Origin of the sequence: Collinsella aerofaciens, assembly GCF_015548375.1 — a bacterium.
Lineage (GTDB): Bacteria > Actinomycetota > Coriobacteriia > Coriobacteriales > Coriobacteriaceae > Collinsella > Collinsella aerofaciens_AB.
In genome coordinates, this window is record NZ_JADMWW010000022.1 from 1 (window position 1) to 14,950 (window position 14,950).

12 protein-coding genes are annotated in these 14,950 nt (G+C 60.8%); all 12 read left to right on the forward strand.

Annotation, left to right across the window (positions count from 1 at the left end; genetic code table 11):
• Positions 1-91: 91 nt before the first annotated feature.
• The 12 genes from I1969_RS08945 to I1969_RS09000 all read left to right on the forward strand — a co-directional run bounded on the left by I1969_RS08945 (position 92) and on the right by I1969_RS09000 (position 14,882).
• Complete coding sequence (locus tag I1969_RS08945; RefSeq protein ID WP_006235302.1) at positions 92-436, forward strand: hypothetical protein; 345 nt, start codon at positions 92-94, stop codon at positions 434-436.
• A 366-nt stretch (positions 437-802) separates the two neighbouring features.
• A complete protein-coding gene (gene rpmE, locus I1969_RS08950; protein WP_006235303.1) occupies positions 803-1,228 on the forward strand; it encodes a 50S ribosomal protein L31 in 426 nt (141 codons plus the stop codon).
• Positions 1,229-1,568: 340 nt separating this feature from the next.
• Positions 1,569-4,376 carry a preprotein translocase subunit SecA gene (gene secA / locus I1969_RS08955; protein WP_195234681.1) on the forward strand — a complete coding sequence of 936 codons (2,808 nt, stop codon included), beginning with the start codon at positions 1,569-1,571 and terminating at the stop codon, positions 4,374-4,376.
• Positions 4,376-5,524, forward strand: coding sequence for a peptide chain release factor 2 (gene prfB / locus I1969_RS08960; protein ID WP_195234682.1), 1,149 nt, complete (start codon positions 4,376-4,378; stop codon positions 5,522-5,524). The genes secA and prfB overlap by 1 nt, the downstream gene beginning before the upstream one ends.
• A gap of 167 nt (positions 5,525-5,691) precedes the next feature.
• On the forward strand, positions 5,692-6,582 hold the full coding sequence (locus I1969_RS08965) for a YitT family protein (protein ID WP_195234683.1): 891 nt from the start codon (positions 5,692-5,694) through the stop codon (positions 6,580-6,582).
• Between the two features lie 208 nt (positions 6,583-6,790).
• A complete protein-coding gene (locus I1969_RS08970) occupies positions 6,791-7,621 on the forward strand; it encodes a transketolase (protein ID WP_118079460.1) in 831 nt (276 codons plus the stop codon).
• Position 7,622: 1 nt separating this feature from the next.
• Positions 7,623-8,564, forward strand: a complete 942-nt coding sequence (locus I1969_RS08975; RefSeq protein WP_195234684.1) for a transketolase family protein — start codon at positions 7,623-7,625, stop codon at positions 8,562-8,564.
• 449 nt (positions 8,565-9,013) lie between these two features.
• Positions 9,014-10,234 carry a cell division ATP-binding protein FtsE gene (gene ftsE, locus I1969_RS08980; protein WP_022094244.1) on the forward strand — a complete coding sequence of 407 codons (1,221 nt, stop codon included), beginning with the start codon at positions 9,014-9,016 and terminating at the stop codon, positions 10,232-10,234.
• A complete protein-coding gene (gene ftsX, locus I1969_RS08985) occupies positions 10,221-11,141 on the forward strand; it encodes a permease-like cell division protein FtsX (RefSeq protein WP_055310349.1) in 921 nt (306 codons plus the stop codon). The genes ftsE and ftsX overlap by 14 nt, the downstream gene beginning before the upstream one ends.
• 135 nt (positions 11,142-11,276) lie before the next feature.
• A complete protein-coding gene (locus I1969_RS08990; RefSeq protein ID WP_195234685.1) occupies positions 11,277-13,412 on the forward strand; it encodes a ribonuclease R family protein in 2,136 nt (711 codons plus the stop codon).
• A 176-nt stretch (positions 13,413-13,588) separates the two neighbouring features.
• The gene (locus tag I1969_RS08995) at positions 13,589-14,194 is read left to right on the forward strand and encodes a recombinase family protein (protein ID WP_195234686.1); all 606 of its coding nucleotides are present in this window, start codon (positions 13,589-13,591) and stop codon (positions 14,192-14,194) included.
• Positions 14,195-14,309: 115 nt separating this feature from the next.
• Entirely contained in the window at positions 14,310-14,882 is a 573-nt protein-coding gene (locus I1969_RS09000) for a VanZ family protein (protein WP_229028370.1), read from the forward strand.
• Positions 14,883-14,950 lie beyond the last annotated feature (68 nt).

Genomic DNA, 14,950 nt, shown 5'->3' on the forward strand with positions numbered 1-14,950 from the left:
ATCGAGGCCGGCACGCTCGTGGAAAAGATCAAGTCGTCCTCGCAGACGCTCAAGCAGGAATACCTCGATACATACGAAGGAGGTGAATGACATGAAACTATTTGAACAGCTGAAGTCCAATGCGTCGCGCATGGCTGTCTACGCCATCCTCGTGGCAACGGCTTTATGCGGAATCGCGGCACCCGTCTATGCGCTCAACGGGGAGAAAGGCGATGTCGAACCCGCGTACATGGCTTCGACGGTTAAGGACCGGTACAAAGCCTTCTCTGGAGACACGTTTTACGTAGCAGAGTACGACACGACCTACCGTCAGCTTCGCTACAACAAGGGCTACGACTATCTAGGCGCAGAGGCAATCAGCTATACGTCGGGTTGGTACCGCTCCAACTATGGACACATAACCCAGTTCAAGTGTAACTACCGTGTGTACAACTAAAGCAACCGGCCGGGACGAGGGGTGACGCAAAAGCGTCGCCCCCGTTTTTAACCATGTCAACTGAACCTAGTTCAGTTTGGTTGATTTCCGATCTCAGCCGAACACATTGAGCGGAAAGGCCGTTCCCGCAGTCAGTCGAACGTCCCCGGGGCCCTTCTCAGGCCCCGGGGACGGCATTTTCCCAGTTGAAGGAACGGTGGAGATGTGTTTCGATGGGTCAGATTCGTGTCGTTCCGAAAAGACCGTGAACCTTTTGTGGGACACGCGGCGCCGTGGTACCATAGCCGAGTTTGTTGTCTTGGTCGGAAACCAAGACGCCTTATGCGCTGATCGGTAACCAGCGCCTGACCAATAAGGAGTCCTACCATGAAGCAGGGTATCCATCCCCAGTATGTCGAGTGCACGGTGACGTGCTCCTGCGGCAATACCTTCAAGACGCACGCTACCGTGTCCGAGATGAAGGTTGAGCTTTGCAACGAGTGCCACCCGTTCTACACCGGCCAGCAGAAGTTCGTCGACACCGGTGGACGCGTCCAGCGCTTCGCCGACAAGTTCGGTGGCGCCGCTGCCGCCCAGCTCAAGAAGGCTGAGGAGGCCAAGGCTGCCAAGGCCGCCAAGGCCGCTGAGGCCGAGGCCGCTCGCAAGGCCGCCGCTGAGGCTAAGGCTGCCGAGAAGGCTAAGCGTGCCGCTAAGTTCGCCGAGGAGGCTGCCAAGCAGGCCGCCGAGGCTCCCGCAGAGGCTCCCGTCGAGGAGGCCGCTGCCGAGGCTGAGACCACCGAGGCTGCTGAGTAAATAGCTCGCCGCGGAATCGCTCGCATTCATGGCATAAGGGCCGTGCATCCGTTTGGGTGCGCGGCCCTTTTCCTTTATTGGTGCAAACGAACCTGTCTCCATGGCACCAGATTGGTACGAAGGGGACGGATTGGTTTGCGCCAAATGGCAGAGAGACAGCGTTTTCCCAGATAAAAGCTGACAAATTAAACCAGTCCCTTTTTGGCAGGTTGGTCGTAGTTATTACGTGGCGGTCGAGGTCGACCGTATAGGCCGCGCCTTGTTTGGCTAAAGTACAATCATCTGTGTTTAACTCGCCCGCAGCTGCACGGCGTGGGCGATGGCCAAAAAGGAAAACCACATGGGATTCATGTCAAAGCTGCTGTCCTTTGGATCCGATAAGGACCTTAAGCGCTACTACAAGATCGTCGACCAGATCAACGGTCTTGAGCCCCAGTTTGAGAAGATGACCGAGGAGGAACTCCGCGCCCAGACCGATAAGTTCCGCGAGCGTTACGCCAACGGCGAGTCGCTCGACGACATGCTCCCCGAGGCTTTTGCCACCGTGCGCGAGGCTTCCAAGCGCATCACGGGCATGCGCCACTTTGACGTACAGCTCATCGGCGCCATGGCGCTGCACGAGGGCCACATTGCCGAGATGAAGACCGGCGAAGGCAAGACCCTCGTCTCCACGCTGGCCGGCTATCTCAACGCTATCGCCGGCAAGGGCGTGCACGTCGTCACCGTCAACGACTACCTGGCCAAGCGCGACTCCGAGTGGATGGGTCGCATCTACAAGTATCTGGGCATGACCGTCGGTCTGCTGCAGAACAACATGCCGCTCGAGCTGAAGCGCCCAGCCTACCAGGCCGACGTCACGTACGGCACCAACTCCGAGTTCGGTTTCGATTATCTGCGCGACAACATGGTTACCCGCCCCGAGCAGCGTGTTCAGCGCGGCCACAGCTACGCCATCGTCGACGAGGTCGACTCCATCCTGATCGACGAGGCCAGAACGCCGCTCATCATCTCGGGCGCCGGCACCAAGTCCGCCAGCACTTACAAGGACTTCGCGCGCGCCGTGCGCGGCCTTGAGCGCGGTGAGGACGTCTCGCACGACATGCTCACCGCCACCGAGGACGTGGAGCCCACGGGCGACTTCGTCATGGACGAGGCCAAGCACACCATCGCCGCCACCGAGCGCGGTCTTAAGAAGATTGAGCGCCGCCTGGGTATCGATGACATCTATGCCGATCTCTCCGGCCAGCTGGTCAACCACCTGCAGCAGGCGCTGAAGGCGCAGTACATGTTCCACCGCGACAAGCAGTACGTGGTCACCAACGGCGAGGTCAAGATCGTCGACGAGTTCACCGGTCGTATCATGGAGGGTCGCCGCTATTCCGAGGGCCTGCACCAGGCCATCGAGGCCAAAGAGGGCGTGCTCGTGCGCGAGGAGAACCAGACCCTTGCCACCATCACCCTGCAGAACTACTTCCGCCTGTATGATAAGCTCTCCGGCATGACTGGTACGGCGCTCACCGAGGACGCCGAGTTCCGCGAGATCTACAAGCTGCCCGTCGAGGTCATTCCCCCCAACAAGCCCGTGCAGCGTGTTGACCACGAGGACCTGGTCTACCGCACCATCCAGGCCAAGTACAACGCCGTTGCCGACGACGTTGAGCGTCGTCACGCCAAGGGCCAGCCGGTCCTGGTGGGCACCGTCTCCATCGAGAGCTCCGAGAAACTGTCCGCCGCCCTCACTAAGCGCGGTATCGCGCACGAGGTCCTCAACGCCAAGCACCACGAGCGCGAGGCCCATATCGTGGCCCAGGCTGGTCGCTATGGCGCCGTGACCATCGCTACCAACATGGCCGGCCGTGGTACCGACATCTTGCTGGGCGGCAACCCCGACGAGCTGGTGCGCGAGCGCCTGGAGCACGAGGGCCTGACCATGGAGGACGTGACGCCCGAGCAGCTCGAGCAGTTTAACGCCGAGGCCAAGGAGACCTGCAAGGCCGAGCGCGAGCGCGTGCTTGCCGCCGGCGGCCTGACCGTTATCGGCACCGAGCGCCATGAGTCCCGCCGTATCGACAACCAGCTGCGTGGCCGTTCCGGTCGTCAGGGCGATCCGGGCGAGACCCAGTTCTACCTGTCACTCGAGGATGACCTCATGCGCCTGTTCGGCGGCGACAGGATGGACCGCGTCTCCAAGATGATGGTCACGGCCGACATGGGCGACGACATGCCCATCCAGCACAAGATCATTTCCAAGGCCGTCGAGAATGCCCAGCACAAGGTCGAGAGCATCAACTTCTCCATGCGTAAGAGCGTTCTTGAGTACGACGACGTCATGAACAAGCAGCGCCAGGTCATCTACGCCGAGCGCAACAAGATTCTGGACGGCAAGGACCTGACCGACCACATCACCGAGGTCATGCACGATACCGTGTACCGCTGTGTTCAGGAGTTCTGCACCAAGGACAGCCACGAGGGCGAGCGCGATCTTGAGGGTCTGCGCAAATGGGTCGTCGAGCTGACCGGGCATATCGATACCCCTCAGTTCCCCGACGAGGACTTTGAGGCCCTGGCCGCCGATGTCTTGGCTTATGTTGAGAAGTGCTACAACATGAAGGCCGAGCGTCTGGGCGAGGACCTGATGCGCGAGCTCAATACCCAGGTCATGCTGCGCGTCATCGATACGCGTTGGATGAACTACCTGCAGGAAATGGACTACCTCAAGACCGGTATCGGCCTGCGCGGCTTTGGCCAGCGCGACCCGCTGGTTGAGTACAAGACCGAGGCCTACGGTGCGTTCCAGATACTCGTCGATACCATGTACGAGGATTACCTGCGCACTGTTCTGCGCATTGAGCTCAAAGCTGCCCCGCAGGCTGTGGAGCACAAGGAGGACCCCGCCCTTAAGGGTGCGCGCTTCTCTGGTCCCGCCGAGGTCGATGGCGACAACAGCGATTCGGTACTGCGCAAGCAGGCTCAGGTGCAGGCCCGCACCGCCGTCCAGGGTGGTCCGGCTGCCGTTAACAACGGTGGCAAGGTGACGACCTATCGCAAGTCCGAGAGCGATGACCCCTATGTCAACGTGGGCCGCAACGACCTGTGCCCTTGCGGTAGCGGTAAGAAGTTTAAGTACTGCCACGGCAGGAATCGTTAATGGCCGAGACTCTAGAGGTAACTCCCGCCGAGTTGGACGCGTTTGCGGACCGACTCGGCGAGGTCGAGTCGTATCTCCATTTGGACGAGAAGCGCGCCCGCGTGGCGGAGCTCGAGGCCAAAAGCGTCGCCCCGGGCTTTTGGGACGATGCCGATGCCGCTCGCGCCACGATGGAGGAGATTGCACGCGCCAAGGAGGACATCGCCGCCGTGGATACGGCGCGCGGTGAGCTTTCCGATGCTCGCGCCGCGCTGGAGCTTGCCGAGGAAATGGGCGATGACCCCGATGCTGCCGCGCTGCGTGAGGAGGCTGCCGCCACGGCGGAGCGGCTTTCCCGCGCCATCGACGAGCTTGAGCTTGCGAGCTGGTTTACCGGCGAGTTCGATCACGGCGACGCAATTGTGACCATCAAGCCCGGGCAGGGTGGCTTGGAGGCCCAGGATTGGACCTTCATGCTCTTTAAGATGTACATGAAGTACTGCCAGCGCCGCGGTTGGAAGGTCACCATCAACGATTGCCCCGCGGCCGAGGTCATCGGCATCGATCGCGCGACCTTTACCGTCGAAGGCAAGGATGCCTTTGGCATGCTTCGTGCCGAGGCCGGTGTTCACCGCCTGGTGCGCATTAGCCCCACCGACGACAAGAAGCGCCGCCAGACTACGTTTGCCGGCGTCGAGGTCATTCCGGTGCTGCCCGACGATATCGATATCGAGATTAGCCCCGATGACATTCGCGTCGACGTGTACCATGCAAGCGGCCCGGGCGGCCAGGGTGTCAACACCACCGACTCCGCCGTGCGCGTAACGCATTTCCCCAGCGGTATCGTGGTCACGTGTCAAAACGAGCGCAGCCAGATTCAAAACAAGGCCGCGTGCATGCAGATTCTCAAGGCGCGTCTGTACGAGATTGAGCTCGAAAAGCGCGCCGAGGCCCTGGATGAGATTCGCGGACCCAAGACCACAATTGGTTTTGGCAACCAGATCCGCAGCTACGTGCTCTACCCGTACCAGATGGTTAAGGACCTGCGCACGGGCGTGGAGACCAGCAACGTCGAGGCCGTTCTTGACGACGGCGACCTGGATCCGTTTGTGATTGGCTATCACCGTTGGGCTACCGGCAACGCTGACGCGGAGACCCCGTCTGCCTAAACCGCTCGGTTTATGTGGGAATGGATCAAGGCCTTCCGAGCAGGGTGGTTTTGTATCCAAAGCAAACCCTGCGCAGGGGTGGTTTTTGTCCGGCGAATCGGTAGAATCGAATACAAGAAGAAGTTCAAAGCGCATCCGATGGGGTGCGCTTTTTTGAGGGAGGCAGCATGGCATATCGTCTGGACATCAAGCGCATTCTATCGATGAACTTCTTTCACGACCTGCCCCAGATTATGTTGGGGTGCGCCCTGGCAGCCGTCGCGACCGACCTGTTTTTGATCCCTAATGGCCTCGCTGCCGGCGGCGTTACAGGTCTTGCCACCATTATCCAGGCGGTCGGCGCCTCGCACGGCGTGTCGCTTCCCGTCGGCATCCAGACTATCGTGATGAACGCCTTGCTGCTGCTGGTGGTTATGCGCGCGGGCGGTATGTTCTATGTGGTGCAGACGGCGACGGGCTTTGTGCTGCTGGGCTTTTTCACCGACCTGTTTGCCCCGTTTGTGGCACCGCTAGCCCATGCCGACCTGATGCTGCCGGCCATGTGGGGCGGTATCGTTACGGGCATTGGCTACGGCATGGTGCTGCGTGCCGGCGCCAATACCGGTGGTTCTGACACCATCGGCCAGATTATCTCGCGCAATACGTCACTGCCGGTGGGCTCAACCGTCATGGCGATCGATGTTGCCGTGTGCGCCTTGTCGGCCCCGGTGTTCTCGATCGAAAACGCGTTGTACGCCGGCCTTTCGATGGTCATTAGCGGTTATGTGATCGATGCCGTGGTCGATGGCGGCAACAAGCGCCGTATGGTGCTCATCATCTCGGACAATTTCCCCGATATTGCGGCCGACATCATGTACGGCCTGGGCCGCGGCTGCACCAAATTTAGGGCGACCGGCATGTATTCGGGCGCCGAGAAGCCGGTGATCATGGTGATTGTGAGCCGTCGTGAGCTCAACACCCTTAAGACCATCGTGCGCGAACGCGATCCGCACGCCATCGTGACCGTTGCCGATGTCACGGAAACCTTCGGCGAGGGCTTTAAGGACATCAGCGCGTAGGATTGAGCGGGACCGCATCCAAAAGACGTTCACATTGATAAACCGTTTCATCAGGGCGTCTGCCTGCTCAATTGTTCAAATACTGATAAAAACTCTGGTAAAGCCATCAGTTTCCAGCATAATGAATGACGTACGTGCATTGCGGCTGTGTTGGGATTACCTTCGGTGCCGTGCGCATTTTGTCTAATGAGGATGAAAGGAAGGCACAATGAGCGACGAAGAGCTCAAAAAGGTTGCCAACGAGGTAAGGAAGGGCATCGTCACCGGCGTGCACGCTGCCAAGTCCGGCCATCCGGGCGGTTCGCTCGGCGCTGCCGACATCATGACCTATCTGTACTTTGAGGAAATGAACGTCGACCCGGCCGATCCCCGCAAGGCCGATCGCGACCGTTTTGTGCTCTCCAAGGGCCATTGCGCTCCGGGCCTGTACGCCGTGCTCGCCGAGCGCGGGTTCTTCCCCAAGGAGGACCTCGAGACGCTGCGCCATATCGGCAGCCACCTGCAGGGTCATCCCAACATGAACGACACCCCGGGCGTCGACATGTCCACCGGCTCGCTCGGCCAGGGCATCTCCGCCGCCGTGGGCATGGCGGTTGCCGCCAAGCACTGGGGCGATACTTACCGCACCTACGCCCTGTTGGGCGATGGCGAGAGCGAGGAGGGCCAGGTCTGGGAGGCCGCCATGTTTGCCGGCAACCAGCAGCTCGACAACCTCTGCGTGATCGTTGACCACAACGGCCTGCAGATCGATGGCCCCGTCGAGGAGGTCAACGATCCCATGCCGCTGGCAGACAAGTTCCGCGCCTTTAAGTTCCACGTGGTGGAGCTCGCCGACGGCAACGATTTCGATCAGATCCGCGCCGCCTTTGCCGAGGCTCGCGCTACTAAGGGCCAGCCGACCGCCATTATCGCCGAGACCACAAAGGGCAAGGGCGTCTCCTTTATGGAGAACCAGGTGGGTTGGCACGGTAAGGCCCCCAACGATGAACAGTTTGAGCAGGCCATGGCAGAGCTCACGGCCGCCGGAGAGGAGCTCTAGGATGGCAGACGTCAAGAAAATCGCCACGCGCGTAAGCTACGGCGAGGCCCTCGTCGAGCTCGCCAACGAGCACGATGACTTTGTGGTCCTCGACGCCGACCTTGCCGCCGCCACGCAGACCGGCAAGTTCAAGGCAGCCTGCCCCGACCGCTTCTTCGATGTGGGCATCGCCGAGAGCAACCTGATGGGTGTTGCCGCCGGTATCGCAACCACCGGCCGCGTCGCCTTCGCGAGCAGCTTTGCCATGTTTGCCGCCGGCCGCGCCTTTGAGCAGGTCCGCAACTCCATCGGTTATCCGCACCTTAACGTTAAGATCGGTGCCACGCACGCCGGTATCTCGGTGGGCGAGGATGGCGCCACGCACCAGTGCTGCGAGGATATCGCCCTGATGCGTGTCATCCCCGGCATGACCGTGATCGTTCCCGCCGACGACATCGAGGCCCGTGCCGTGACGCGCGCCGCCTACGAGTGCGACGGCCCCGTGTACATGCGCTTCGCCCGTCTGGCCTCGCCGGTTATCAACGACCCCGAGACTTACAAGTTCGAGGTGGGCAAGGGCATAGTCATGCGCGAGGGCACCGACGTCACCATCATCGCCTGCGGCCTGATGGTCGGCGAGGCGCTCGAGGCCGCTGAGCAGCTTGCTGCCGAGGGCATCGATGCCGAGGTCATCAACATGCACACCATCAAGCCCATCGACGCCGACCTGATCGTTAAGAGCGCCACCAAGACCGGCCACGTCGTGACCGTCGAGGAGCACTCCGTGATCGGTGGCCTGGGCAGCGCCGTCGCCGACGTCCTGTGCGAGCAGTGCCCGACGCCGCTCAAGAAGATCGGCGTCAACGACACCTTCGGTGAGTCTGGCCCGGGCGCCGAGCTCCTGCACAAGTACGGCCTGGACGCCGCCAACATCGTGGCGACCACCAAGGAGTTCTTGGCATAAGGCAAGGCGAGGCAAAGCATCGCTTCAGCAACCGTATGCAATCCATAACAGGGGCGTCCCCAAAGAGGACGCCCCTGTTTTTTGTCGGCAACAAACAAATTAGGCCCGCACCAAGTAAGGGCTTTCTCCGGGAAACGGGCCCAGACCAGCAAAGTGCAATTCAGACCCCAAGCACGGCGCTGCTGCACCCAAGTAAAACGCAGCGACCCCTTAGTTATCGCAGGCCGGACACAGGGTTACTCTCCAAATCTTTCCGCAGGACGGAGGAGCCCCCGCCGCACGTAGTGCGCAGCGGGGGCTCCGACATGTCCGAGGACGATTTGGAGAGTAACCCTGTGCACGGCCGACGGGATCCCTAAGCACGCCATGCTTCTTATGTGCAGCAAAGCTAATGCTGCTAAAATATAAAGCGCTCATGTAGTTTAAACGCACGACGATAAGGAGCACCAGTGGGTAACCACTTCCGTACCTCCGGTGCGGGCGATGATGCCCCCAAGACGCAGGCAGGCGTCCAGGGCAGTCGTTTCGCCACTCCGGATTCAGAGGGCCAGCCTGTTGCTCAGGCCCCCGCTCAGCCGGCAGATCAGGCACAGCCGGCATCCGATCCCTTTGCCTACAATCCAACCAGCGATGTCGCGCTTTCCGGCACGGCGGGTTTTGAGCCCGTTCAGGCCGTGACCGCTCGCGTGGAGCAGCCTCAGGCTGGTGCCGCCACGCCGCAGCCTACCATGGCCGGCATTCCCGACCCCTTGGCCCCTGCGACGCCGGCTCCTCAGCCTGCGCAGTCCGGTCTCTTTGCCGCTATTCCCGACCCCACGCAGCCTGCTGCCCCGGTGGTCGAGAGCGATCAGGCAGCCGAGGTCGCAAGCCTCGATAACGCGCTCAACAACCCCGATTTTACGTCGGTGTTTGCGCCCATCGATCCGCAGGCCAGCCGCAAGAAGATGGCCAAGCAGGCCGGTGTCGAGCCCGTCATCCTTATGGAGCATGTCACCAAGATCTATCCGGCACAGCCTAACAAGCCTGCACTCGACGACATCAACATCGAGATCTATCCGGGCGAGTTCGTCTTCCTGGTCGGTCACTCCGGCTCGGGTAAGACCACGCTGCTGTCGACGCTCAACCGCGACGTCAAGCCGACGAGCGGCCGCATCCTGGTTGCCGGTCAGGACCTCATGAAGATCAAGAACCGTAAGGTTCCGTTCCTGCGCCGCCAGATTGGCGCCGTGTTCCAGGACTTTAAGCTTCTGCCGCAAAAGACCGCCTACGAAAACGTGGCGTTTGCCCTGCAGTGCATCGGCAAGCCCAAGGGCGTCATTCGCAGCCAGGTGCCCGAGGTGCTGCGTCTGGTCGGTCTGGCCGATCAGATGGACTCGCTGCCCGACCAGCTTTCCGGTGGCGAGCAGCAGCGCGTTGCCGTCGCCCGTGCTATGGTCAACCGTCCGCCGCTGCTGATCTGCGACGAGCCCACGGGCAACCTCGACCCGGCGATCTCGCTGGGCATCATGAAGCTGCTTGAGCGTATTAACCGCACCGGCACCACCGTGATCGTCGCCACGCACGACCGCGAGATGGTCGATAGCATGCACCGTCGCGTGATCGCCCTCGAGGGCGGCCACGTCATCCGCGACCAGGAGAGGGGAGGTTACGGCAACTATGGCACCAACTAACGTGGGCTACTCCTTCAAAGAAGCAATCAGCCACTTCTTCCGTAACTGGACTACCTCGCTCGGCGCCGTCATCACGATCTTCCTTTCGCTGTTTATCATCGGCCTGTTCATCATGGGCTCTGCGATGCTGAACTCCGTGATCGGCACCGTCGAGGATCAGGTTGTCATCAACGCGTTCATTAGTGATGACGCCGATCAGGCCGATGTTCAGGCTTTTGAGGCCGAGCTTAAGACGTGGAGCAACGTCAAGTCCGTGACCTATAAGGATAAGGACGACGCGCTGGCCGAGTACACGAGCAAGATGTCGGGTAACGCCGACGCCACCATGAGCGCGCTCGACGGCCAGAACCCGCTGCCCGCCTCGTTTGCGATTGAGATGGACGATCCGTCTCAGGTCGAGAGCACGGCCAAGAAGCTCAAGAAGGATGCCGATTTCCAGAAGATCGCGGATGACGGCGACGTCAACGCGAGCGTGCTGTACGGCCAGGAGGAAGTGAGCCGCCTGTTCCAGGTGACCAACTACATCCGCATCGCCGCCGTGGTGCTCGTTGGCCTTCTGACCTTTATCGCATTCATCTTCATCAACAACACGATTCGCCTGTCCATTACGGCGCGTCGTCGTGAGATTGCGATTATGCGTCTGGTCGGCGCCAGCAACGGCTTCATTCGTGGCCCGTTTATCACCGAGGGCGTACTGCAGGCCATTTTGGGCTCGCTGCTTTCCATCGGCGTTCTGGAGCTGCTGCGCAATCTGATGATTCCGCGTTTGCAGGAGAGCATCGGCTGGATGTCGTTTGCCCTGCCGATGCAGTACTACCTGGTGACCTATGCTGCGCTGATTCTGGTCGGCGTGATTATCGGCCTCTTTGGTTCTGCCATCGCCATGCGTCGCTACCTGCGCGTGTAGGCATGCCTGGAATTCATCCCTTCCAACGGGTCGTCTCTTATGGGGCGGCCCGTTTTTTGATCCCTAGGGGACGGCAGGAAAGCGAATCATTTGGGTAGACTCTTTGGAGTTCGCAATCGATAGTTAGGAGGCGCCATGGGGCGCAATAACAAGCATAAGCGTGGAGCTCGCAATAAGCGCGGGCCGGTGCGCAGCGAACGCCGTCCGAGCCTGACCGGGCGCGTGCAGCTCCATGAGCACAGTGCCTATGTCATAACCGAGAATGGCGACTACAAGGTCATGGGTCGCGGCAAGCGTGAGATCATGGACGGCGATACCGTTGCCGTGAGCATTAAGAATAGCCCGCATGGCGAGCGTCGCGCCGTGATCGAGGGCGTAGTTGAGCGCGCAGCCATAAGCGTGGTGGGTACGTACCAGACCGCCGGTCCGCTCGGTGTGATCGAGCCGCTCGATTCGCGCTTGAAGGCCGACTTCTTCATTTTGCCCGAGGATACCTCGGCGGATCGTCTGGGTGTCCACCCGGGTGATGCCGTTGTCGCGCGCATTTTGACCTACCCGACGCGCCTGGAATCGGGCACCGTGACGATCGAACGCCGCATTGGCGGAGATGACGCGCCCGATTTGGGCGTTCAATATGTGATGGCGCGTTACGGCTATACCGATAGCTATCCCGAGACCGCGCTAGACGAGGCCGAGGGGCTTTCGCTCGATGTGTCCGTGGCGCTTAAGGACCCGCTCCGCCGCGATCTGCGCGACCGCTTTGTCATCACGATCGACCCGGTCGACGCGCGCGACTTTGACGATGCCATTTCGCTGGAGCGCACGCCCGAGGGTGGCTACAAGCTGGGTGTGCATATCGCCGACGTTTCACACTATGTGGCTTGGGACGGGCATATCGATCTTGAGGCTCACCATCGTACGACATCGGTGTATCTGGCCGATCGCGTGCTTCCCATGCTGCCCGAACGCCTGTCCTGTGACCTGTGCTCGCTTCGCCCTGACGAGGACCGTCTTGCGTTTACCGTCGATATCGAGCTCGATGCGCATGGTCGCGTGCGGCATTACGACCCGTACCCCAGCGTGATTCGCTCGCGTGTGCGTATGGACTATGACGGCGCCGAGGCTCTGCTGGTGCGTGCCGGCGCGGTTGAGTATTCGGTGCTGGAGGGTGCGGCCGAGGATGTTGCGGCTGCTGAGACCTCGCGCGAGGAAGCGCTTGAGCGCGGTCTTGCGTGCGAGGAGACCGCCCGCGGCTACAACATCGACCTCGGCGATTTCCTTGTCGCCGCTAACGAACTCGCCGAACTTCGCCGTCGCATTCGTCGCGCCCGCGGCTCAGTCGATTTTGACACGGCCGAGATTCGCGCTCTATTGGATGAGGACGGAGTGCCCGTGCAGATTGTGGCGCGTGAGCGTTCGTGTGCCACGTCGCTTATCGAGGAAGCCATGCTGCTCGCCAACGAGTGCGTTGCAGAGTGGCTGGCGGACCGTGATATCGAGGCCTGCTATCGCGTGCATGAGGATCCGAGCCCCGATAGCCTGCACGGTGCCGCCGTTGCGCTGGCGCAGCTAGGCATCATCGACGATCGCCGTGCTGCCGGTATTGCCCTGGGGAGTCCCGATGAGCTGCAGGCTGCAGTCGATGCTGCCGCCGGTACGGCCAACGCACCGCTTGTTAACACGCTGCTTCTGCGCAGCATGCAGCGCGCGCTGTACAAGCCGCGCAACGAGGGCCACTTTGCGCTCGCCGCGCCGTGCTACTGTCACTTTACGAGTCCCATCCGTCGCTACCCCGATCTGGTGGTGCACCGCGTGCTCAAACTGCAGTTGGCCTATGAGCAGCTCGGCGGCAAGGACGCCTTGGTCCGTACGCCGCGGCTGATCGGCAAGGGGCGCGAGTCGCTGCCGCGCATTCTGCCGCAGATCTGCCGCGCATGTAGCGATGCCGAGCGCGCGGCAGATGCCGCCAGCCATGCGACGCAAAAGATCAAGATTGCCCAGTACTATGAGGACCGTCTGGGCGAGCGCTATGCCGGAACCGTCTCGTGGGTTAGCAGCATGGGCCTTTTTGTGCGCTTGGATCTAACGCAGGTCGAAGGCTTGGTTTCGATCAAGAGCCTGGGCAACGAGTGGTTCGAGTTCGACGAGGACGCGCTAACGCTCACAGGTGCCGACACGGGCGCCCGTTACGAGCTGGGGCAGCGCGTGATCATCGAGGTCTCGCGCGTCAATACCACGCGTGGGCACTTGGACTTTAAGCTTATCCATTAGCCAAATCCCGACTCATGGTGGGGGAGCGGAGGGCGGCCTTTCGGGACCGCCCTCCGCATTTGAATCGTGGCTACCTTGCCGTCTGCTCGGCCGCCCGCTTACCTGCTATTTGAGAGGTAAAACCTACCAAAATAAACCTGTCCCTTTTGGCAGGTTTACAAGAAAGCGGGGATGAGATGGCGACGGTGTACGGTTATACGCGGGTGAGTTCGCGCGATCAGAATCTGAATCGGCAGCTGGATGCGCTGGGCGCCTATGGCGTGGGCTCAGCGAATATTTATGCCGACCATGCGAGCGGCAAGGACTTCGATCGACCGCGTTATCGCGAGCTGCTGCACGTCCTGGGAGACGGGGACGTGCTGGTGGTGCTTTCTATCGACCGACTTGGTCGTAATTACTCCGAGATTCTTGAGGAATGGCGACGCATTACCAAGGAGCTCGGGGTTGCCATTGTGGTGTTGGACATGCCATTGCTTGACACGCGCGCTAGGGCCAGCGGCGCGCCAGATGTGACCAACGTCCTGATTGCCGATATTGTGCTGCAACTGCTGAGCTACGTGGCGCAGGTGGAGCGCGAGAATATCCATCGGCGCCAAGCGGAGGGAATTGCAGCGGCGCGGGCGCGAGGGGTCCGTTTCGGTCGACCTCGCAAGCCGTGCCCTCCTCAGTTTGAGCTGGTGCGCGATAGCTATGAGGCGGGCGATATTACCCGCAGCCAGGCAGCAAAGTGCCTGGGCGTGTGCGTGGGGACGTTCGATCGCTGGATGCGCGAGGCGGGGTAGGGGTTTGCGTCGCTTTGTCGCTTCCTGTTGCGATTCAAATTTTGATACGGTGACGATGTCATTTGGGGCTGCACTCGCTCATATTTAAAAAGACGGAGGTTGGCCTTTGGCGCACATGAAGAAAATAATCGGGTGGACCGCGATCGCTCTGTTCGCCGCAACGCTGGCGGGCATCTGGGTGCTGACGGAGCAAAACGCAGTGCAGACGTCGTTGCTGAGCGAGTCCACCGCGCGCGTGGTGGAGGGTCAGGCTGCGAGCGTTCAGGCTACCGGCATCACGGGTGAAATTCAGGCGGGGGACGGCATGACTGAGAGTACCAATCCGGCTGCCTCGACGGTCCAGCCTGGTCGACTTGCTTCCATTCGCATGTGGGTAGGCGCAAACGTCCGTCGCGTCGCCCATACCGTAGAGTTTTTCTTCGTCGGATTGTTCGCCTCGGTGATCGTGGTCTGCTTTTCCAGGCGTCCATGGAGTGTGTGTTCCCGTTGCGTGCCTGTGTTTCTCTTTTGCGCTGCCTGCTCCGTTGGCGACCAGGTGCATAAGATCTTTGTTCCCGGCAGGCATTTCGACGTTATCGATTTAGGATTCGATGCTGCGGGCTATGTCACCGCCATGCTGTTGGTATTGCTGGCAGCGGCGTTGGTGCGCCATGTGACTCGGCCGATCGGCGCCCATGCGAGGCGCTAGCCTTAAGACGAGACATCGCGACTGCCTATGCTTCGACATTGACTACAATAACGGCTGCAATCGCGAGT

Excerpts from the sequence above, each read along its gene's own strand:
- I1969_RS08945 (WP_006235302.1), top strand. The coding sequence starts at position 92 with ATGAAACTATTTGAACAGCTGAAGTCCAATGCGTCGCGCATGGCTGTC.
- rpmE (WP_006235303.1), top strand. The coding sequence starts at position 803 with ATGAAGCAGGGTATCCATCCCCAGTATGTCGAGTGCACGGTGACGTGC.
- secA (WP_195234681.1), top strand. The coding sequence starts at position 1,569 with ATGGGATTCATGTCAAAGCTGCTGTCCTTTGGATCCGATAAGGACCTT.
- prfB (WP_195234682.1), top strand. The coding sequence starts at position 4,376 with ATGGCCGAGACTCTAGAGGTAACTCCCGCCGAGTTGGACGCGTTTGCG.
- I1969_RS08965 (WP_195234683.1), top strand. The coding sequence starts at position 5,692 with ATGGCATATCGTCTGGACATCAAGCGCATTCTATCGATGAACTTCTTT.
- I1969_RS08970 (WP_118079460.1), top strand. The coding sequence starts at position 6,791 with ATGAGCGACGAAGAGCTCAAAAAGGTTGCCAACGAGGTAAGGAAGGGC.
- I1969_RS08975 (WP_195234684.1), top strand. The coding sequence starts at position 7,623 with ATGGCAGACGTCAAGAAAATCGCCACGCGCGTAAGCTACGGCGAGGCC.
- ftsX (WP_055310349.1), top strand. The coding sequence starts at position 10,221 with ATGGCACCAACTAACGTGGGCTACTCCTTCAAAGAAGCAATCAGCCAC.
- I1969_RS08990 (WP_195234685.1), top strand. The coding sequence starts at position 11,277 with ATGGGGCGCAATAACAAGCATAAGCGTGGAGCTCGCAATAAGCGCGGG.
- I1969_RS08995 (WP_195234686.1), top strand. The coding sequence starts at position 13,589 with ATGGCGACGGTGTACGGTTATACGCGGGTGAGTTCGCGCGATCAGAAT.
- I1969_RS09000 (WP_229028370.1), top strand. The coding sequence starts at position 14,310 with ATGAAGAAAATAATCGGGTGGACCGCGATCGCTCTGTTCGCCGCAACG.